Genomic DNA, 19,003 nt, shown 5'->3' with positions numbered 1-19,003 from the left:
AGCGCATAACAACTGTGGGAGCGAGCCTGCTCGCGATAGCGGTGTGACAGTCGACACAAGTATTGACTGTCTGTCTGCCATCGCGAGCAAGCTCGCTCCCACATTGTTTCTGCTGATCAGCCTGGTTTTGTTTCAGGCGCCAGGTTTGTTTATCAAGCCATCCGCCCGGAACATCCCACGGATGCCACGGACAGCCTGGCGAATCCGGTCCTGGTTTTCGATCAGCGCAAAGCGCACGTGATCATCCCCATATTCCCCGAACCCCACCCCCGGCGAGACGCAGACCTTGGCTTCGGCCAACAGCTTCTTGGCGAACTCCAGTGAACCCAGATGTGCATAAGCCTCGGGGATCTTGGCCCAGACATACATCGACGCCTTGGGGTTTTCCACCATCCAGCCCAGTTCATGCAGGCCCTTGACCAGCACATTGCGGCGCTGGCGGTATTGCTCGGCGATGTCGCGCACACATTGCTGGTCGCTTTCAAGGGCGGCGATGGCGGCCACTTGCAGCGGCGTGAAGGTGCCGTAGTCGTGGTAGCTCTTGATCCGCGCCAGGGCGCTGACCAGTTCCGGGTTGCCCACCATGAAACCGATGCGCCAGCCGGCCATGTTGTAGCTCTTGGACAGGGTGAAGAATTCCACCGCGATATCTTTCGCGCCAGGCACCTGCATGATCGACGGAGCTTTCCAGCCGTCATAGACGATGTCGGCGTAGGCCAAGTCGTGGATCACCAGCACGTCGTATTGCTTGGCCAGGGCGATGACCCGTTCGAAAAAGTCCAGCTCCACGCACTGCGCGGTCGGGTTGGACGGAAAACCCAGGATCATCATTTTCGGCTTGGGAATCGAGCCGCGAATGGCCCGTTCCAGTTCGTCGAAGAAATCCACGCCCGGCACCAGCGGCACTGAACGCACCTGGGCGCCGGCGATCACTGCACCGTAGATGTGGATCGGATAGCTGGGGTTGGGTACCAGTACCGTGTCGCCCTGGTCCAGGGTCGCCAGCATCAGGTGGGCCAGGCCCTCCTTGGAGCCGATGGTGACAATGGCTTCGGTTTCCGGGTCGATGTCCACCTCATAGCGGTCCTTGTACCAGCGCGAAATGGCGCGGCGCAGGCGCGGGATGCCTTTGGAGGTGGAATAACCGTGGGTATCTTCACGCTGGGCGACGGTGACCAGCTTTTCCACGATGTGCGGGGGCGTGGCGCCGTCGGGGTTACCCATGCTCAAGTCGATGATGTCTTCGCCGCGCCGACGCGCAGCCATCTTCAGCTCGGCAGTGATATTGAATACATAGGGGGGGAGTCGATCGATGCGCGCAAAGCGGCGCGGCGAACCTTGTTCGGCCATTGTTGCCTCGAGATACGTGAGCGCCCGGAACCGTCCGAGCGACGTTGGCCACTGCGGTGGCCTGTGGCGGAAGATAATGGCGCTGATGGCCAATTGTCCAGTAGCGGCGCGCAACTATTTTCGACGACACTGTCGACCTCGCGCGCGGCCATCAATGACGGCTGCGGGCAGTTGAATGCGCCGCCCTCGATCGAACGGAATGAATGATGGAATTTTCCAGCGGTTTCCTGCTGAGTCTCTCCCTGTGCCTGGACATTGGCGTGGCCAATATCGCGATGATCACCCTGGCGATGCAGCGCGGCTATTTCCAGGGTTTCGCCCTGGGCCTGGGCACCTGCGTGGGCGACCTGGTCTATGCGGTCCTGGCCCTGGCCGGCATGACCGTGCTGCTGCAATACGAAGCGGTGCGTTGGGTGTTGTGGCTCGGTGGCTCGGTGCTGTTGCTGTATTTCGCGGCGAAGATGATCCATTCGGCGATCTATCACAGCGCAGTGCTGGCCGAGGCTGGCGAGGTGCAGGGCAACTCCTCGCGCCAGGAGTTTTTTCGCGGGATTTTCCTGGCCATGTCATCGCCCAGTGCCATTCTCTGGTTCGCGGCGGTGGGTGGTACGTTGATCGCTCGTTCGGGTGGCGGGACCTTGCTCAGTTCGGCGCTGTTTCTCAGCGGTTTTCTCTGCGCCGGGCTGCTGTGGTGTGCGGCTCTGTGCCTGGCAGCGACCCAGGGCGGCAGACTGTTGGGGGATAAACTGTTGCGTTACTCCTATTGGGCATCCGCTGCGATCTTCTGTTATTTTGCGGTGTATGTGATTGTTTCTGGCTACAACGAGTTTGTAGGAAAAACCGTCGCCGGCGCCTTGCCTGGCATCTGATAAGCGAAACGGCCCTGGCAATCACCGTTTGGCTTCTATACTGCCAAGCCCGACTTCAAGTTTTGCTGGAGTGTTGCCGCATGGAAAAGCATAAACGCGATTACACAGCCGAACCACGCTTTGAACAGGGACGTTTTCAGCTCATCGCCGGCTTCGGTGCTCGTTTTACCCAGGACACTGCCCAAGATATCCCTTTGCTTTGGGAAAAGTTCCTGCCCTGGCTCGGCAAGGTGCCAGGGCAGAAAGATGAAGTGACCTACGGTGTGTGTTGCAACCCGGACGAGGAGGGCGGGTTCGAATACATTGCCGGCGTGGAAATCAGCCGGCTCGACGATCTGCCGGAACAATACCATTGGATCGAAATCCCGCCCGGGCGCTACGCCGTGTTCGAACATCGGGGCCCGTTGAAGACACTGCCGCAAACTTTCCAGTACATCTGGAGCGAGTGGTTACCGCAGTCCGGCCACGAAGGGGCCTGCACACCGGAATTCGAACGCTACAGCGAAGACTTCAACCCCAGGACCGGCCAAGGCACCCTGGAGATCTGGATCCCGCTCAAGCCGAGCTGATATCACCCTTTTTGCGCAATGGGAAACCTGTGGGAGCGAGCCTGCTCGCGATTGGGGTGGGCCAGCTTGCATTGAGGTTGGATGTGCCACCGCTATCGCGCTCGCTGCCACAGAAGAGCCATGCCTTGGTCAAAACACCAACCCCATCCGCCGCTCATAACCGATGCGGCCTCTGTAGGCCTCGCCACTGTCGACCCAGCCCAGCCGGGTGTACAGGCCGATGGCCGAGTCGTTGTCGGCGTCCACCGAGAGTTCCAGCCCGCGGATTTCCGGCCAGGCGGCTCGCGCCACGGCGGGTAGCGCCTGCAGGCAGGCCTTGCCATAACCTTTGCCCTGGGCCCGATAGTCGACTTGCAGGGCATGCAGGGTGGCGCTGTGTTCATTGGCCCAGGCGGGCAGTACCGGCGGGCGCTTGAGCAGCAGGAAGGCCACTGGCACCTGCTCAGCCAATAGTGCAAAGCCCCTGACCCCGGGGCCGGGCTTGGACAGCAGCGTGTGCAGGGCACCGTGGATATCGCCGGCGAACTTGATCTGTTCGGGGTGGATTTCGATGGCGCTGACCTGTTCGCGTTGAAGCGGGGTCAGGTCTTCGTAGGGTACGAGCTGAACGGTCACAAAAACGTCCGTTGTCTGCCGGCAGAATTGGATTTGGATTCTAGCGAATTTTTTTCCTTGAATTATTTTTGTTGGGTTGTCGATTCGCTGTTTCTCCAAACGACAAAGGGTGTCTTCAATAAAAACCTGCGGAGAATCACCATGAATACCCAAGCCACTGAAACCCAGATCCAGGCCCTGATCGACACCTATCGCCAAGCCGTCATGGCCAAGGACGTTGACAAGGTCATGGCGCTCTACGACGAGAACATTGTCTCGTTCGACGCCATCCAGGCCTTGCAATTCAAGGGTAAGGCCGCTTACCGGGCCCATTGGCAAGCCTGCATGGAAATGTGCCCCGGCCCGCACAAGTTCGATTTCCACCAGGTCAAGATCACCCCGGCTGAGAACATCGCCTTCGCCCACTGGCTGGCCTATTGCGGCGGCACCAACGACAAAGGCGAAGAACAGGCCTGCTGGATGCGTGTGACGGCCTGCTACCAGCGTGCAGCCGGGCAATGGCGGATCGTCCATGAGCATTGGTCCGCGCCGTTCGATCCGATGGCCGGTACGGCGCTGTTCGACCTGCAACCCTGATCGTCGGTTTTTTCGCCGAGTGTCTTCCAGCCGTTCATAGTTGATCAGTTCGATCACGGAGCCTTCCATGAAGTACCTATGCCTGGTGTATAGCAACGAACACACGCTGCATAACTCGCCCGACAGCCCGGAGGACGCCGAGTGCATGGCCTATGCCGAATCGATCCAAGGCAGTGGGCGCATGCTCGCCGCCGAGGCCCTGGAGTCGGTGCAGACCGCTACCACGGTGCGCATGCGCGGCGGCAAGCTGTCGATCACCGACGGTCCGTTCGCCGAAACCAAGGAGCAACTGGCGGGCTTCTACCTGATCGATGCCAAGGACCTCAACGAAGCCATCCAGGTCGCCGGTAATATCCCGGCGGCCCGGGTCGGCTGCGTCGAAGTACGACCGGTTCGCCAACTGAACCCCTGAATAACAAGCACAAACAGGATTTCATTCATGAACCTTACAGCTGCCGCTTACGCGTTATCCATCAGCCGGGTGATCGATGCCCCGCGCCAGAAGATTTTCCGCGCCTGGACCGAGCCGGCCTTGCTGGTCCAATGGTGGGGACCCCATGGCATGACAACGCCAGAGTGCGAAATGGACCTATGGGTCGGCGGCCAGTTTCGCACCCTGATGCGTGCGCCCGACGGCAGTGAATACCCGACCATGGGCGTGTTCCTGGAAATCCTCGCCCCGCGGCGCCTGGTGTTCACCGATGCGTTCGTGCCCGGTTGGATCCCCTCCGGCAAGGCCTTCATGACCGCAGAGGTGCTGCTCGAGGAGGTGGACGGCAAAACCCATTACACCGCCCGTGCGCTGCACTGGAGCGAGGAGGACCGTCAGGCGCACGAAGCCATGGGCTTCCATGAGGGGTGGGGCCAGAGCCTGGACCGGCTCGAGGCACTGGTTACCCAAGGCATGCCCGACTGATGTCGGCCGAAACGGTCAAGGCGCGCGTCGAGCAGGTTTATCGGCAAGACTCGCGGCGGATCCTGGCGACACTGATTCGCCTGCTGGGGGACTTCGACCTCGCCGAAGAAGCCTTGCACGAGGCCTTCTTCATTGCGGTCGAGCGCTGGCAGCGCGACGGTGTGCCGGAAAATCCGCGGGCCTGGCTGGTTTCTGCCGGGCGTTTCAAGGCCATCGACAGTTTGCGCAGGCGCGCGCGTTTCGCCGCGTCCCGGCCGATGTTGATCGCCCAGCTCGAAGAGCTGGAGCAGGGCCAGTGGAGTGAGGAAGACGTGGAAGACGATCGCCTGCGGCTGATTTTCACCTGTTGCCACCCGGCCCTGGCAGCTGATGCCCAGGTGCCCCTGACGCTGCGGGAAGTCTGCGACCTGACCACCGAGCAAATCGCCCGGGCTTTCCTCGCCGCTCCGGCGGCCATAGCCCAACGCATCGTGCGGGCCAAGGCGAAAATCCGCGATGCCGGGATCCCTTACCAGGTGCCGTCTCGTGCGGAGCTGCCGGAACGGTTGGACAGTGTGCTGCGGGTGATCTACCTGGTGTTCAACGAAGGTTATTCGGCGTCGATGGGCGCTGAGTTGACTCGCGAAGACCTGACCCGCGAAGCCATCCGCCTTGGGCGTTTGTTGATGGAGTTGCTGCCCGAGGCCGAGGTCATGGGGTTGCTGGCGTTGATGTTGCTGCACGAGTCCCGGCGACCGGCGCGAACGTCGTCGACCGGTGAACTGATCCTGCTGGATGAGCAGGAGCGATCTTTGTGGGACGCCGAGTTGATCACCGAGGGCTGTGGGCTGGTGGAAACTGCGCTGAAGACCCGGCGGTTCGGGCCGTACTGCCTGCAAGCGGCGATTGCGGCGGTGCACGCCGAAGCGCCGACGGCAGAGCAGACCGACTGGCCGCAGATCGTCGGGCTTTATGATGTTTTGTTGCGGGCTGTGCCGTCGCCGGTAATCGAGCTCAATCGCGCCGCCGCCCTGGCCAAGCGCGACGGACCGGAAGCAGGCTTGCGCCTCGTTGACGGGATACTCGCCAGGGGGGGGATTTGACTGACTATCACCTGGCCTATTCGGCACGGGCGGAGTTCTGTCGGCAGTTGGGGCAAGTGGACGAGGCCAGGGCCGCGTACCGACGTGCGCTCGAACTGACGCAGCAACTGCCCGAACGGCGATTTATCGAAGGGCGGCTTGCTGGATTGCAGCGATGAACCACAAACAACGAGGTTCCTGTGGGAGCGGGCTTGCTCGCGAAGGCTGAGTGTCAGGCTACATCAATGTCGACTGTGCCGACGTCTTCGCGAGCAAGCCCGCTCCCACAGGGTCTGTGGCTGGCATTACTTTTGTGAACAGCTGAAATCAACTGTGGGGAGCGAGCCTGCTCGCGATAGCGGTGGATCAGCCAACCGTGATGTCGACTGATATGCCCTCATCGCGAGCAGGCTCGCTCCCACAGGTTTTGTTTCTCGCGTTGATCAGAACTCGTGATCAGCGTTGTCCGGGTTCAGGTCGCTGATGCCCAGCTTGCCCGCAGCCTGTTCGATCGAACCGGTCTGCTTGACCAGTGCGGCGATGGCGTCGCGCACGATCTGATTGCCGGCAGTGTTGCCTGCGGCGATCAGTTGGTCGTAGTGCTCACCCTTGTTGGCGTGATCGACCATGACCTGGATCTTGGCCTCGGTATCCGCCAGGTCGGCCTTGAGCGCGGTGTCGGCGGCCGGGTCGGCCTTGGCCACCAGGGACGAAAGGCTGGCACCGGTCATCTTGGTACCGTCGACGCGGGTGTATTCGCCCAGGTACACGTTGCGCACGCCCTTGGCATCGTAGAAGTGCGAGTTGTGGGTGTTGTCGCTGAAGCAATCCTGCTCGTCTTCTGGCGAGTTGGCCTCCAGGGACACCTTCATGCGCTCGCCCGCCAGTTCGCCCAGGGACAGGCTGCCCATGCCGAACAGCATCTTGCGCAGGCCGCTTTCGGCTGGTTCGGCTTCCAGGGTGGCGCGGTAGTTGTCGGTCACGTTCGGCTTCCAGTTGCCGACCATTTCTTCCAGGTCGTTGACCAGCAATTGGGTCACGGACTTGAGGTAGGCACGGCGACGGTCGTTGTGGCCGCCCGTGGCGCCGGCACCTTGCAGGTAGTCCGAAGCCGGACGGTTGCCCGCGCCAGGGCCGGTGCCGTTGAGGTCCTGGCCCCACAGCAGGAATTCGATGGCGTGGTAGCCGGTGGCGACGTTCGCCTCGGAACCGCCCAGCTCGTTGAGACTGGCGAGTTTTTCCGGGGTGATGTCCTTCACGTCGACCTTGTCTTCGCCCACCTGGACTTCAGTGTTGGCGATGATGTTGGCGGTGGCGCCCGGGTTGCCCAGGGCGTGCTCGTAGGACTTGTCGACGTAGTCGATCAGGCCTTCGTCCAGGGGCCAGGCGTTCACCTGGCCTTCCCAGTCGTCGATGATGGTGTTGCCGAAGCGGAACACTTCGCTTTGCAGGTACGGCACGCGTGCGGCGACCCAGGCAGCCCTGGCGGCTTTCAGGGTCTCGGCGTTCGGCTTGGCCAGGAACGCGTCGACGGCGGTTTGCAGGGTCTTCGCAGTGGATTCGGCATCGCTGTAGACGGCATAGACGATGTCGGCATAGTGCGCGACAACGGCCTTGGCGGCGGCTTCGTCGACTTTGCCGGCAGCAGCAGGGGCGACCGGTGCCGCGGTGCTGGCGGCAGGCGTTGGCGCTTGCGGCGCGGCGGCCTTGTCTTTGCCTTCGCCGCAACCGGCGAGGGAAATAGCGATGGCCAGCAGACTGGCGGTAGCCAGGGGCATACGAATCATGGCGAACATCCTGCTTCGGTGATGGATGGGACAGGCGCGAGGGTGCGCAAAAACTGCGACATAATGCGAAAGATTTGCATTATGTGTAAAGGGTTATGGTTGTAAATATTTCTTATTTAATAATGCGGATCGCTGCCTTTCGGCAGCGTCTGTAGGCGCCTGGGAGGGGGAAATCAGATGATGGAAACCTTGCTGCGCTCGGCCTGCTTCAGATAAGCGCCCAATTCCCGTGCCGGCAGTGGTTTGCTGTAGTAATACCCCTGACCTTCGTGGCAGCCCTCGGCGATGATGTAGGCTTCCTGCTCGACTGTCTCGACGCCCTCGGCAATGACCTGCATACCCAGGCTCTTGCCCAATTGGATGATGGCCCGGACGATGGTGGCGTCGTCCTCGTCGTCGAGCAGGTCCTGGACGAAGCTCTTGTCGATCTTGATCTTGTCCAGCGGCAGGCTCTTGAGGTAGCTCAGGGACGAATAGCCGGTCCCGAAGTCATCGATGGCAATCAGCGCCCCGGAACGGCGCAGGCTCAGCAAATGCTGGGCAGCGGTGGTAATGTCTTCCATCAGGCCGGTTTCGGTGACTTCCAGCTCCAGGCTGCGCGGCGGCAGCCGGTACATTTGCAGGAGATTGTTCACCACCCGTGGCAATTCGGCGTGGTGCAGTTGCACCGTCGACAGGTTGACCGCCATGCGCAGGTCGACGAAGCCCTGGTCGTGCCATTCGCGCAATTGACTGCAAGCCTGGTCCAGTACCCATTCGCCAATGGCGATGATGGTGCCGTTCTGCTCGGCCAGGGGAATGAACAGGTCCGGCGGCACCAGGCCGTGCTCGGGATGGTGCCAGCGGATCAGGGCTTCGGTGCCCACCACGCGCAGGTCGCGGTAACTGATCTGTGGCTGGTACACCAGGGAGAACTGCTCGCGGGCCAGGGCCTCGCGCAAGTCTTTTTCCAGTTCACGCCGGCGGCGCATTTCGCTGTCGACGCTGGCGATGTAGAACTGGTAGCGATTGCGTGAGCGACTCTTGGCCAGGGTCATGGTCTGCTCGGCTTTCTGCAACAGTTTCTCGGTGCTGTCGCCATCTTCGGGGAAGAGGGTGATACCGATGGTGGCCCGCAGGCGGATTTGCTGGTCGTCGATGACGAACGGCGCTTCCAGGTCATCGAGGATGCTCTGGGCCAGCTCGGCGGCCTCGTAAGGCTGTTCGATGTCGGCCTGGACCAGGGCGAACTGGTCGCCCCCCAGTCGCGCCAGGGCGCCGAGCCGGCCACTGTGGGCCCGCAGCCGATCGGCCAAGGCCAGCAGCAACTGGTCGCCGGTCTGGTAGCTGAACTGTTCGTTGATACCCTTGAAATCATCCAGCCCCACACACAGCACCGCTACCCGGCGTTGCAGGCGCCCGGCATCCACCAGGATCTTGTCCAGTTGCTGTTGAAGCTGCTGGCGGTTGGGCAGGCCGGTGAGAAAGTCGTACTGGGCCATTCGCAGCAGGCTGTTTTCCGCTTCGTGGCGCAGGTGCGTGTTGCGCTCGATGGATTCGAGCAATTGGTTGGCCGTATTGATCCACAGGCCCAGCTCGTTTTGCTCGTGGCCTCGCAACTGCGGGATCTTGTGCTCGCTGGGGCGATCCGGGTTGATTTCAGTCAGGTGCTCGATGATCCGCGACAACGGTTTGGTCAGCAGCCAGTGATAGACCAGGTACAACACCAGGCCCATGGCCAGGGCCCGCAGCATCCCGGAAATGAAGATGATCACCGAGTTGACGATGAAACCCTCGCCGTAGGTGGCGGTGTCGAGCGTAATGCTCAGGTCGCCGTAATATTCACTGTAGGGCCCACGTCCTACCAGTTGCGTGGTGTAAGTGCGCTCCTTGCCCAGGATCAGGTCGGTCAGCCAGCGGCTTTCGGAGTGCTGCAAGGGCCGGGTTTTTTCGGCGAGCATGGTTTCGCGGGGATGGCCGATGGAAGCCATGCGCACGGCTTTGTCCTGGAACAGGCCCTCGATCACTTGCATGCCCATTTCCCGGTCCAGGCTGTAGACGGCCTGGGTCGAAGGATCGCGGAACATATCGAGGATACGGTGGGCGTCACTGGCGACAGCCTGGTTGGTTTTATAGGCATCGAACACGATCTGGGCGCAGCTCAAGATCATGCCAACGATCAATGCCGAGAGGAGCACGACCCGGAGCAACTTCACAGACAAGCTGTTCTTGAGTTCCAGCTTCAAAGAGTGGTTCCTTGTTCCGTGCGGGTAGCGTCAAGTTGCCATGAGTATTGGCAATCCTGTGATGGCAGTCAAAGGGACAATCAAACACAAGGGTTTTCGCTTGAAACCTGACCGATGTACGTTTTTTCCAGAGTGTTTGCTCTATGACCATTGTGTCGGTTGGAAGGGGCCGCAACTTGAGGCCTCCAGGGATTTTTTCTTGGGTTCCAGACGCGAGGTATTTTGCCTGCGGACATTTTTACCCGGCGAAAAAAACCCGGCGCGGTGCCGGGTTCTTTTGTCTGGCATTGACGCTTAGGCAGTGAAGGCTTTGCCTTCGAATTGCTCTGCGACGAATTTCCAGTTGACCAGGTTCCAGAACGCTTCGACGTATTTCGGACGAAGGTTACGGTAGTCGATGTAGTAGGCGTGTTCCCAGACGTCGCAAGTCAGCAGCGGGGTGTCGCCGCTGGTCAGCGGGTTGCCGGCGCCGATGGTGCTGGCCAGGGCCAGGGAACCGTCAGCCTTTTTCACCAGCCAGCCCCAGCCGGAACCGAAGGTGCCGATGGAAGTCTTGCTGAACTCTTCCTTGAACTTGTCGAACGAACCGAAGGCCTTGTTGATGGCTTCGGCCAGTTCGCCGGTTGGTTGACCGCCGGCGTTTGGCGCCAGGCAGTTCCAGTAGAAGGTGTGGTTCCAGACCTGAGCGGCGTTGTTGAAGATACCGCCCGAGGAAGTCTTGACGATTTCTTCCAGAGACTTGCCTTCGAACTCGGTGCCTGGCACCAGGTTGTTCAGGTTCACGACATAGGTGTTGTGGTGCTTGTCGTGGTGGAATTCCAGAGTTTCTTTGGAGATGTGCGGCGCCAGTGCGTCGTGTGGATAGGGCAGCGGCGGCAATTCGAAAGCCATGGTGATTCTCCTAATCAGGTCAGTTGCGGTGAGCGCAAGGCCGATCACGGGCGGCCAGACTAGCGCCGGGGAGTTTGTACTCTTTGCGGCGCAGGAGTCGGATCATAGCACCGGGGGGGCGGCATAACCACGCAACAACTGTGTGGGATAGAGGTTCCAGAGCGGTTTGGAATAATCAGCCGTTGACGATCAATTGCACCGCCACGGTAAACATCATCGCCGCCACCAGCAGGTCGAGAATCCGCCAGGTGCTTGGACGAGCCAGCCAGGGTGCCAGCCACGCGGCACCGAAGGCCAGGGTGAAGAACCACAGCAGTGAGGCACTGGCCGCCCCCACCACATAGGCACCGGGGACACTTTGCTGGGCACCGAGGGAGCCGATCAGCAACACGGTATCGAGGTACACGTGGGGATTGAGCAGCGTCACCGCCAGCGCGCTGAGCAGTACCGCCCGTAGCGAGCGCACGGCCTGTTTTTCCCCTTGTTGCAGGCTCTGTTTCGAGCAGGCCCGACGCAACGCCTGGCTGCCGTACCAGAGCAGGAATATCGCGCCGCCCCAGCGAGCGATCGACAGCAGCAACGGGCTTTGAGCCAGCAAGGTCGCCAGCCCGAACACGCCGGCGGCGACCAGCAACGCATCGCAGGTGATACACAGCGCCGCTACCGGCAAGTGATGCTCGCGACGCAGGCTCTGGGCCAGCACAAACGCGTTCTGCGCGCCAATGGCCATGATCAGCCCAAGTGCCACCAGCAGTCCGTTAACGTAGCTTTGCCACATGATTTTTACTCCCCCGTCGATGCTTGAATGCTGGCCATTCTCCGGTGGCAAGCTGTATAAGAAAAACCAATCTTGCTGATTGCTCATTAGGAAAACTGATGTTCGATTACAAATTGCTTTCCGCCCTGGCGGCGGTCGTCGAGCAAGCCGGTTTCGAGCGGGCCGCCCAGGTACTGGGGCTGTCGCAATCGGCGATTTCCCAGCGCATCAAACTGCTCGAGGCGCGGGTCGGCCAGCCCGTACTGGTGCGTGCCACGCCGCCTGCGCCGACCGAGATCGGTCGCCGCTTGCTCAACCATGTGCAACAGGTGCGTCTGTTAGAGCGTGACCTGCAAAGTTTGGTACCGGCACTGGATGAAGAGGGCCTGCCCGAACGCCTGCGCATCGCCTTGAATGCCGACAGCCTGGCGACGTGGTGGGCAGCGGCTGTGGGCGATTTCTGCGCCCGGCATCATCTGTTGCTCGACTTGGTGGTAGAAGACCAGACCGTCGGCCTCAAGCGCATGCGCGCTGGCGAAGTGGCGGCGTGTGTCTGCGCCAGTGAGCGTCCTGTGGCTGGCGCCCGCAGCGTATTGCTGGGGGCCATGCGTTATCGGGCCCTGGCCAGTCCGGCGTTCATAGCCAGGCATTTCCCCGATGGCGCGCGCGCTGATCAGTTGGCCCATACGCCGGCACTGGTGTTTGGCCCGGACGATTTCCTGCAACACCGCTACCTCGCGTCCCTGGGGGTGGAGGGCGGTTTCGAACACCATCTGTGCCCGTCGTCCGAAGGATTCATCCGTCTTGCCGAGGCCGGCCTCGGCTGGGGGCTGGCGCCGGAGCTGCAAGTGCGTGGGCAACTGGAACGAGGCGAGCTGGTGGAGCTGTTGGCAGATAAACCGATCGATGTGCCGCTGTACTGGCATTATTGGCGCAACGGCGGGCAGTTGCTCGGTTCATTGACCGAACAGTTGATTCAATCCTCCCGGCAATGGCTGGTGCCTTGGGAGCCGCAATAGACGTCAAGCTGCAACTAAATAAGCAGCGCACAGATTAATTTGCAGGTTGTAGCTCGAGGCTCGTAACCGCATTTCTTAGGAGCATTCATGAAAATTCTGGTCACCGGCGCGAGCGGCTTCATCGGCGGGCGCTTTGCGCGTTTCGCCCTGGAGCAAGGCCTGGATGTACGGGTCAACGGTCGCCGGGCCGAGAGCGTGGAGCACCTGGTGCGGCGCGGTGCACAGTTTGTCCAAGGGGATCTGAGCGACCCGCTGCTGGCCCGCGATTTGTGCCTGGATGTCGAGGCCGTCGTGCATTGCGCCGGCTCCGTGGGGCTTTGGGGCCGCTACCAGGATTTTCACCAGGGCAATGTCCAGGTGACGGAAAATGTCGTCGAGGCCTGCCTCAAGCAGAAGGTTCGCCGCCTGGTTCATCTGTCCTCGCCGTCCATCTACTTCGACGGCCGTGATCACCTCGGGCTGACCGAAGAACAAGTGCCCAAGCGCTTCAAGCACCCCTACGCCGCCACCAAGTACCTGGCCGAGCAGAAGGTCTTCGGTGCCCAGGAATTCGGCCTCGAAGTGCTGGCCCTGCGCCCGCGTTTCGTGACCGGCGCCGGTGATATGAGCATTTTCCCGCGCCTGTTGAAAATGCAGCGCAAGGGGCGCCTGGCCATTGTTGGCAACGGGTTGAACAGGGTGGATTTCACCAGCGTGCAAAACCTCAATGAAGCGTTGCTCAGCAGCCTGCTGGCGACCGATTCAGCCTTGGGCAAGGCCTACAACATCAGCAACGGGGCACCGGTTCCGCTATGGGACGTGGTCAATTATGTGATGCGTCAGATGGAAGTCCCACAGGTCCGGCGTTATCGTTCCTACGGCTTGGCTTACAGTGTCGCGGCCTTGAATGAAGGTTTCTGCAAGCTGTGGCCGGGCCGCCCCGAACCGACGCTGTCGCGCCTGGGCATGCAGGTCATGAACAAAAGTTTCACCCTGGACATCAGCCGGGCGCGGCATTATCTCGATTACGATCCGCAAGTCAGCCTGTGGACCGCCCTCGATGAATTTTGCGCTTGGTGGAGGGTCCAAAATGCCCGCTGATCGGCCCGTCATGAACCGAGTGTCATGTTCGGGGTCAATCGGTGCGGCGGGCGAGGGGGTTATACTCGCCGCATCACGCCATCACCGGTTTCTCAAAGGTTGAATCCATGCCCATGCGTAACGATGCCAACGACGACTTCGATGATGTACCGAGCCTGCGGATGCGGGCCGACATTCCCGATGACGATGATTTCCTGCCCAACCGCCAGCCCCACGTGCAAGCGCGCCCGGCGCCCGTGGCTGCGGCCAAGGTCAAGGGTCCCAGCACCGGGCCGCTGTGGGCATTGGTCGGCGCGCTGCTGTGTGCGTTCGGTTTCCTGGCCTGGTGGAGCTTCCAGCAGATTTCCATGATGGAGCAGCAATTGGTGGCTACCCAGGAAAGCTTCGCCCGGATCAGTGAAGATGCGGCGGGGCGCCTGCAGGAGTTTTCCGGCAAGGTCGTCGCCGGTCAGTCCAATGTGATGAGCGACAGTGAGGCCTTGAAACTGCAGATCAAGCAGTTGGAAAGCAAGTTGCAGGATCAGGGCAAGCAATTCGACAACAAACTGCTGGAGCAGTACAAGCAACAGCAAGCCACCTTCGGCCCGTCCGCCGACCTGGACAAGGAACTGGCCCAGCTCATTGCCCAGGCCTCTGAACAGCAGAACACCAACACTCAACTGCAAGCGGCCAACAAGGAGCTCCAGGCCCAGGTCAAGACGCTGGCGACTGAAGTTACCGCCCTGAAAAGCCAGGGCGAGGGCGGTGCCCTGGATGCCCAGCTCAAGAGCATCGGCGCCGACATCACCGCCCTGAAAAGAGCCACCTCCAATTCTGCCATCGACCGTCTGGAACAGGACGTGATCGTGCTCAAGAGCCAGCAGGATAAGGGCGGCAACACCGCCGAGTTCGACGCCTTTCGCGGCCAGGTCACCCGTAACATCAACACTTTGCAAGCGCAGATCCAGCATTTGCAGCAGCAGCTCAACGCTCGGGCTCAATGACAAAGCTGGGGGGCTAATAGTTACTGAAGGGGGTGACAGTCAGGCCGCTTTCGCGAGCAAGCCCGCTCCCACACTGGATCCTCAGCGAACATGAATGTTGTAGCTGCCAAAGATCCACTGTAGGAGCGGGCTTGCTCGCGAAGGCTGAGTCTCAGTCAATCCGCTATTGACTGACCCACCGCTATCTTCAGCATAAGTGCTCCCCAGAATCCCCCTGAATACTTCAACATCACCCCACGCCGTCTACGCTCTTGAAATACCAACAAGAACGAGGGGCGCGTATATGGGTTTTTTTCACAGGATGGCCTGGCTGGGGGTAATGCTTGTGTTGGGGTTGGCACAGGCTCATGCAGCGACACCTGATGACGGCCAGGCGGCCCGGGCGCTGCTGGAGAAAGCCTTGGCCTATTACCACGACAACGGCGACAAAGCTTTTGCCGCCTTCAGTCGCCAAGGGGAATTCGTCGACAAGGATCGCTACGTCTTCGTGGTGGACACCCAGGGTGTGATGCTCGCCAGCGGCGGGCCTTCCTCGGCGTTGATCGGCCGAGACGTCTCCGAGGTGCTGGGGCCGGACTTGCGCAAAGCCTTCAAGGACGCCTTGAAAACCCCCGAGGCCAGTGGCATCCAGCAAGCCGAGTACCGTTGGCAGAACTGGGCGGATGGCAAGGTCGAGCGCAAGCATGTGTATTTCCAACGCGTCGGCGAGCGAATCCTGGCCGTCGGCTACTACCTGCCACGGGCCTCTGCCGAGCAGGCCAGGGCCTTGCTCGACAAGGCTTCGAGCGATTTACTGAAAAACGAAAAAGCCACGCTGACGGCGGTTAACTCCCTTAAGGGCGGTTATCTGCAGGATGACTTGTATGTCTTTGTCGTCGATCTCAATACCCGGCGCTATGTCGGCCACGGCACCAACCTGCGATTGATCAATACCGACTTCGCCAAGGTCAAGGACCCCGATGGCAAGCCAGTGGGGGAACCGATCCTGGCCATGATCGGCAAGCAGGACGTGGGGGAGTATGAATATCGCTGGAAGAACCCGGTGACCGGCAAGGTCGAGGACAAGCACGCGTACCTGAAGAAGGTCGGGCATTTCCTGGTGGCGGTGGGGTATTACAGTCCTTGAGGCTGGCACCGAGGCGCGTGTATTTGTGGCGAGGGGATTTATCCCCGTTGGGCTGCGCAGCAGCCCCATAATCCATCAACCAACACGATCATCAGTTAGAACGCAGAGGGTTGCTGCGCAACCCAGCGGGGATAAATCCCCTCGCCACAGTGATCATGTCTCCGGTCTAAACAGTTCTGTGTATGGCAGGTTCCACAAAAAAAGGCCCGCATCGCTGCGGGCCTTTTGTCGGGTTGCTGCGGCAATCAGCCCGCTACCAACACCCGAATCGCCTCCAGGCGCAACGCGGCCTTCTCAAGCATCGCCAGGCCCTGCTCACGCTGTTGGCGCAGGGCCACCAGTTCGCTGTCGCGCACGGTCGGGTTGACCGCTTGCAGGGCGGTCAGGCGCGCCAGTTCCTCGTCGGTATCGGCGGCCAGGCGGCGCTGGGCCTCGGCCACGCGTTCGGCATGGCGCGGGGCGATTTTCTCTTCACCGGCGTTGATCCGTGGCGTCAGTTGGTCGCGCTGGGCCTGGATGAACTTGTTGGCGCTGGCACGGGGCACGCTTTCGAGCTGGTCGTTCAGGGTTTCGAACGAGACCCGGGCGGCCAGGTCGTTGCCGTTGGCGTCCAGCAGGCAGCGCAGGGCGGCCGGTGGCAGGTAACGGCCCAGTTGCAGTGAGCGTGGGGCTACCACTTCACTGACGTAGAGCAATTCCAGCAACACGGTGCCAGGCTTGAGGGCCTTGTTCTTGATCAGCGCCACGGCGGTGTTGCCCATGGAGCCGGACAACACCAGGTCCATGCCGCCTTGCACCATCGGATGCTCCCAGGTGATGAATTGCATGTCTTCGCGAGACAGCGCCTGGTTGCGGTCGTAGGTGATGGTCACGCCTTCGTCGTCGCCCAGCGGGAAGCTGGCGTCGAGCATCTTTTCACTTGGCTTGAGGATCAGGGCGTTTTCCGAGTGGTCCTCGCTGTCGATGCCGAACGCGTCGAACAGGGTTTCCATGTAGATTGGCAGGGTGAACTGGTCGTCCTGCTCGAGAATGGCTTCCACCAGCGCATCGCCTTCACCCGCGCCGCCGGAGTTGAGCTCCAGCAAACGGTCGCGGCCGGTGTGCAGCTCAGCCTCCAGGCGCTCGCGTTCGGCGCGGGCCTCGTCGATCAGCGCTTGCCACTGGCCATCGTCGGCTTCTTCCAGCAAGGGCAGCAGGCGCGGGCCGAACTGATGCTGCAAGGCGTTACCGGTCGGGCAGGTGTTGAGGAAGGCATTCAGGGCTTCGTGATACCACTGGAACAAGCGCGCTTGCGGGCTGGTTTCCAGGTACGGCACATGCAGCTCGATGGTGTGTTTCTGGCCGATCCGGTCCAGACGGCCGATGCGCTGCTCCAGCAAGTCCGGGTGGGACGGCAGGTCGAACAGCACCAAATGATGGGCGAATTGGAAGTTACGGCCTTCACTGCCGATTTCCGAGCAGATCAGCACCTGGGCGCCGAATTCTTCGTCGGCGAAATAGGCTGCCGCGCGGTCGCGCTCCAGGATGTTCATGCCTTCGTGGAACACCGTGGCCGGGATGCCGGAACGCACGCGCAGGGCGTCTTCCAGGTCCATGGCGGTTTCGGCGTGGGCGCAGATCACCAGCACTTTAGTGCGCTTGAGCATTTTCAGCGTGTCGATCAGCCACTCGACCCGCGGGTCGAAACGCCACCAGCGCTCTTCTTCGCTGGCGTCCGGCTGGGCCTGGAAGCTGACTTCCGGGTACAGCTCGGCATGATCGCCCAACGGCAGCTCGAGGTATTCGTCCGGGCATGGCAGCGGGTAGGCGTGTAGCTTGCGCTCCGGGAAGCCCTGCACCGCGGCGCGAGTATTGCGGAACAGTACGCGGCCGGTGCCGTGGCGGTCCAGCAATTCGCGCACCAGGCGGGCACTGGCTTCGACATCGCCGTCATTGACGGCGGTCAGCAAGGCTTCGCCTTCGTTGCCCAGGAAGCCGTGGATGGTCTTGTGGGCTTCGGGCGAGAGACGGCCCTTGTCCAGCAATTCCTGCACGGCTTCGGCCACCGGGCGATAGTTTTCGCTCTCGGCGCGGAAGGCCTTCAGGTCATGGAAGCGATTGGGGTCCAGCAGGCGCAGGCGGGCGAAGTGGCTGTCCTGGCCCAGTTGTTCCGGGGTCGCGGTCAGCAGCAGCACGCCCGGGATCGTCTCGGCGAGCTGTTCGACCAAGGCGTACTGCGGGCTGACCTGGTCTTCGTGCCAAACCAGATGGTGAGCTTCGTCGACCACCATCAGGTCCCAGCCGGCGGCGAACAGCGCGTCCTGGGCCTTCTCGTCGTCCACCAGCCACTCCAGCGCCACCAGGGCCAACTGGGTGTCTTCGAACGGGTTGCTGGCATCGCTTTCGATGAAGCGTTCTTCGTCGAACAGCGCGACCTGCAGGTTGAAACGCCGACGCATTTCCACCAGCCACTGATGCTGGAGGTTTTCCGGAACCAGGATCAGTACGCGATTGGCACGACCGGAGAGCAGTTGACGGTGGATCACCAGGCCGGCTTCGATGGTCTTGCCCAGGCCGACTTCGTCCGCCAGCAACACCCGTGGTGCGATGCGGTCGGCCACTTCACGGGCAATGTGCAACTGGTGGGCGATCGGCTGGGCACGGACACCCCCCAGGCCCCAGAGCGAAGACTGCAACTGGCGACTGGTGTGCTCCAGGGTGTGGTAGCGCAGGGAGAACCAGGCCAGTGGGTCGATCTGACCGGCGAACAGACGGTCGCTGGCCAGGCGGAACTGGATGAAATTCGAGAGCTGGGTTTCCGGCAGGGTGACGACTTCGTTCTGCCCATTGAGGCCGTGGTAGACCAGCAGCCCATCGACATCATCGACTTCGCGCACGGTCATTTTCCAGCCTTCGAAGTGAGTGATCACATCGCCCGGGGAAAACCGTACGCGGGTGAGCGGCGCATTCCGTAGCGCGTACTGGCGAGTGTCGCCAGTGGCCGGATAGAGCACGGTCAACAAGCGGCCGTCCTGTGCCAGAACGGTGCCTAAACCCAGCTCGGCTTCGCTGTCACTGATCCAGCGTTGCCCCGGTTGATACTGCTGCGCCATGCTGCCTGACTCCCGCCTTGAAAAAGCCGGTTATCTTAACGGAAGGAACCTTCAGACCAAAGGATTTACGCACGCTGATTCATTACC

At 61.2% G+C, this 19,003-nt stretch carries 16 protein-coding genes and 1 pseudogene; 10 read left to right on the top strand and 7 right to left on the bottom strand.

What is annotated here, in order from left to right; translation table 11 throughout:
* Window positions 1-132: 132 nt before the first annotated feature.
* Window positions 133-1,350: an alanine transaminase gene (gene alaC, locus GN234_RS11725; protein ID WP_176688513.1), complete on the bottom strand. Its 1,218-nt coding sequence runs from the start codon at window positions 1,348-1,350 to the stop codon at window positions 133-135.
* Window positions 1,351-1,556: 206 nt separating this feature from the next.
* Here alaC and GN234_RS11720 point away from each other — a divergent pair, with 206 nt between their 5' ends.
* Entirely contained in the window at window positions 1,557-2,219 is a 663-nt protein-coding gene (locus GN234_RS11720) for a LysE family translocator (protein WP_109755769.1), read from the top strand.
* Window positions 2,220-2,299: 80 nt separating this feature from the next.
* Entirely contained in the window at window positions 2,300-2,788 is a 489-nt protein-coding gene (locus GN234_RS11715) for a GyrI-like domain-containing protein (protein ID WP_109755770.1), read from the top strand.
* A gap of 129 nt (window positions 2,789-2,917) precedes the next feature.
* On the opposite strand, the gene GN234_RS11710 is transcribed toward GN234_RS11715, so the two are convergent.
* Window positions 2,918-3,403: a GNAT family N-acetyltransferase gene (locus tag GN234_RS11710; RefSeq protein WP_116831628.1), complete on the bottom strand. Its 486-nt coding sequence runs from the start codon at window positions 3,401-3,403 to the stop codon at window positions 2,918-2,920.
* A 141-nt stretch (window positions 3,404-3,544) separates the two neighbouring features.
* Here GN234_RS11710 and GN234_RS11705 point away from each other — a divergent pair, with 141 nt between their 5' ends.
* The 4 genes and pseudogenes from GN234_RS11705 to GN234_RS11690 all read left to right on the top strand — a co-directional run bounded on the left by GN234_RS11705 (window position 3,545) and on the right by GN234_RS11690 (window position 6,135).
* The gene (locus GN234_RS11705) at window positions 3,545-3,979 is read left to right on the top strand and encodes a YybH family protein (RefSeq protein WP_109755772.1); all 435 of its coding nucleotides are present in this window, start codon (window positions 3,545-3,547) and stop codon (window positions 3,977-3,979) included.
* Between the two features lie 67 nt (window positions 3,980-4,046).
* Window positions 4,047-4,391: a YciI family protein gene (locus GN234_RS11700; RefSeq protein ID WP_003198606.1), complete on the top strand. Its 345-nt coding sequence runs from the start codon at window positions 4,047-4,049 to the stop codon at window positions 4,389-4,391.
* Between the two features lie 27 nt (window positions 4,392-4,418).
* On the top strand, window positions 4,419-4,895 hold the full coding sequence (locus GN234_RS11695; RefSeq protein ID WP_176688512.1) for an SRPBCC family protein: 477 nt from the start codon (window positions 4,419-4,421) through the stop codon (window positions 4,893-4,895).
* Window positions 4,895-6,135, top strand: a pseudogene (locus tag GN234_RS11690) (RNA polymerase sigma factor). Before GN234_RS11695 ends, GN234_RS11690 begins: the two are co-directional and overlap by 1 nt.
* A 264-nt stretch (window positions 6,136-6,399) precedes the next feature.
* Here the strand turns inward: GN234_RS11690 and GN234_RS11685 are convergent.
* From GN234_RS11685 to GN234_RS11670, 4 genes are all read right to left on the bottom strand, one after another.
* Window positions 6,400-7,743: an imelysin family protein gene (locus GN234_RS11685; RefSeq protein WP_176688511.1), complete on the bottom strand. Its 1,344-nt coding sequence runs from the start codon at window positions 7,741-7,743 to the stop codon at window positions 6,400-6,402.
* A 173-nt stretch (window positions 7,744-7,916) separates the two neighbouring features.
* The gene (locus GN234_RS11680) at window positions 7,917-9,968 is read right to left on the bottom strand and encodes a putative bifunctional diguanylate cyclase/phosphodiesterase (protein ID WP_116831631.1); all 2,052 of its coding nucleotides are present in this window, start codon (window positions 9,966-9,968) and stop codon (window positions 7,917-7,919) included.
* A gap of 294 nt (window positions 9,969-10,262) precedes the next feature.
* Window positions 10,263-10,859 (bottom strand): superoxide dismutase, encoded by a 597-nt coding sequence (locus GN234_RS11675; RefSeq protein ID WP_116831632.1) that lies wholly within the window; start codon window positions 10,857-10,859, stop codon window positions 10,263-10,265.
* 175 nt (window positions 10,860-11,034) lie between these two features.
* Window positions 11,035-11,637 (bottom strand): LysE/ArgO family amino acid transporter, encoded by a 603-nt coding sequence (locus GN234_RS11670; protein ID WP_109755778.1) that lies wholly within the window; start codon window positions 11,635-11,637, stop codon window positions 11,035-11,037.
* 98 nt (window positions 11,638-11,735) lie between these two features.
* Between GN234_RS11670 and GN234_RS11665 the strand changes: the two genes are divergently transcribed.
* From GN234_RS11665 to GN234_RS11650, 4 genes are all read left to right on the top strand, one after another.
* The gene (locus GN234_RS11665) at window positions 11,736-12,635 is read left to right on the top strand and encodes a LysR family transcriptional regulator ArgP (protein WP_109755779.1); all 900 of its coding nucleotides are present in this window, start codon (window positions 11,736-11,738) and stop codon (window positions 12,633-12,635) included.
* Window positions 12,636-12,722: 87 nt separating this feature from the next.
* Window positions 12,723-13,715, top strand: a complete 993-nt coding sequence (locus GN234_RS11660; RefSeq protein WP_109755780.1) for an NAD-dependent epimerase/dehydratase family protein — start codon at window positions 12,723-12,725, stop codon at window positions 13,713-13,715.
* A gap of 107 nt (window positions 13,716-13,822) precedes the next feature.
* Window positions 13,823-14,698, top strand: a complete 876-nt coding sequence (locus tag GN234_RS11655; protein WP_163855047.1) for an ATPase — start codon at window positions 13,823-13,825, stop codon at window positions 14,696-14,698.
* 283 nt (window positions 14,699-14,981) lie between these two features.
* Complete coding sequence (locus tag GN234_RS11650) at window positions 14,982-15,824, top strand: cache domain-containing protein (RefSeq protein ID WP_176688510.1); 843 nt, start codon at window positions 14,982-14,984, stop codon at window positions 15,822-15,824.
* A gap of 245 nt (window positions 15,825-16,069) precedes the next feature.
* Here GN234_RS11650 and rapA read toward each other — a convergent pair whose 3' ends face one another.
* Window positions 16,070-18,916, bottom strand: coding sequence for an RNA polymerase-associated protein RapA (gene rapA, locus GN234_RS11645; RefSeq protein ID WP_109755783.1), 2,847 nt, complete (start codon window positions 18,914-18,916; stop codon window positions 16,070-16,072).
* Window positions 18,917-19,003 lie beyond the last annotated feature (87 nt).

It is taken from the genome of Pseudomonas bijieensis (assembly GCF_013347965.1).
Taxonomy (GTDB): Bacteria; Pseudomonadota; Gammaproteobacteria; order Pseudomonadales; family Pseudomonadaceae; genus Aquipseudomonas; species Aquipseudomonas bijieensis.
The sequence above is the reverse complement of the archived record's forward strand: the minus strand, read 5'-3'. Positions and strand labels throughout refer to the sequence as shown.

Coding starts and splice junctions, on each gene's coding strand:
- alaC (WP_176688513.1), bottom strand. CDS start 1,350: ATGGCCGAACAAGGTTCGCCGCGCCGCTTTGCGCGCATCGATCGACTC.
- GN234_RS11720 (WP_109755769.1), top strand. CDS start 1,557: ATGGAATTTTCCAGCGGTTTCCTGCTGAGTCTCTCCCTGTGCCTGGAC.
- GN234_RS11715 (WP_109755770.1), top strand. CDS start 2,300: ATGGAAAAGCATAAACGCGATTACACAGCCGAACCACGCTTTGAACAG.
- GN234_RS11705 (WP_109755772.1), top strand. CDS start 3,545: ATGAATACCCAAGCCACTGAAACCCAGATCCAGGCCCTGATCGACACC.
- GN234_RS11700 (WP_003198606.1), top strand. CDS start 4,047: ATGAAGTACCTATGCCTGGTGTATAGCAACGAACACACGCTGCATAAC.
- GN234_RS11695 (WP_176688512.1), top strand. CDS start 4,419: ATGAACCTTACAGCTGCCGCTTACGCGTTATCCATCAGCCGGGTGATC.
- GN234_RS11685 (WP_176688511.1), bottom strand. CDS start 7,743: ATGATTCGTATGCCCCTGGCTACCGCCAGTCTGCTGGCCATCGCTATT.
- GN234_RS11675 (WP_116831632.1), bottom strand. CDS start 10,859: ATGGCTTTCGAATTGCCGCCGCTGCCCTATCCACACGACGCACTGGCG.
- GN234_RS11670 (WP_109755778.1), bottom strand. CDS start 11,637: ATGTGGCAAAGCTACGTTAACGGACTGCTGGTGGCACTTGGGCTGATC.
- GN234_RS11665 (WP_109755779.1), top strand. CDS start 11,736: ATGTTCGATTACAAATTGCTTTCCGCCCTGGCGGCGGTCGTCGAGCAA.
- GN234_RS11660 (WP_109755780.1), top strand. CDS start 12,723: ATGAAAATTCTGGTCACCGGCGCGAGCGGCTTCATCGGCGGGCGCTTT.
- GN234_RS11655 (WP_163855047.1), top strand. CDS start 13,823: ATGCCCATGCGTAACGATGCCAACGACGACTTCGATGATGTACCGAGC.
- GN234_RS11650 (WP_176688510.1), top strand. CDS start 14,982: ATGGGTTTTTTTCACAGGATGGCCTGGCTGGGGGTAATGCTTGTGTTG.
- rapA (WP_109755783.1), bottom strand. CDS start 18,916: ATGGCGCAGCAGTATCAACCGGGGCAACGCTGGATCAGTGACAGCGAA.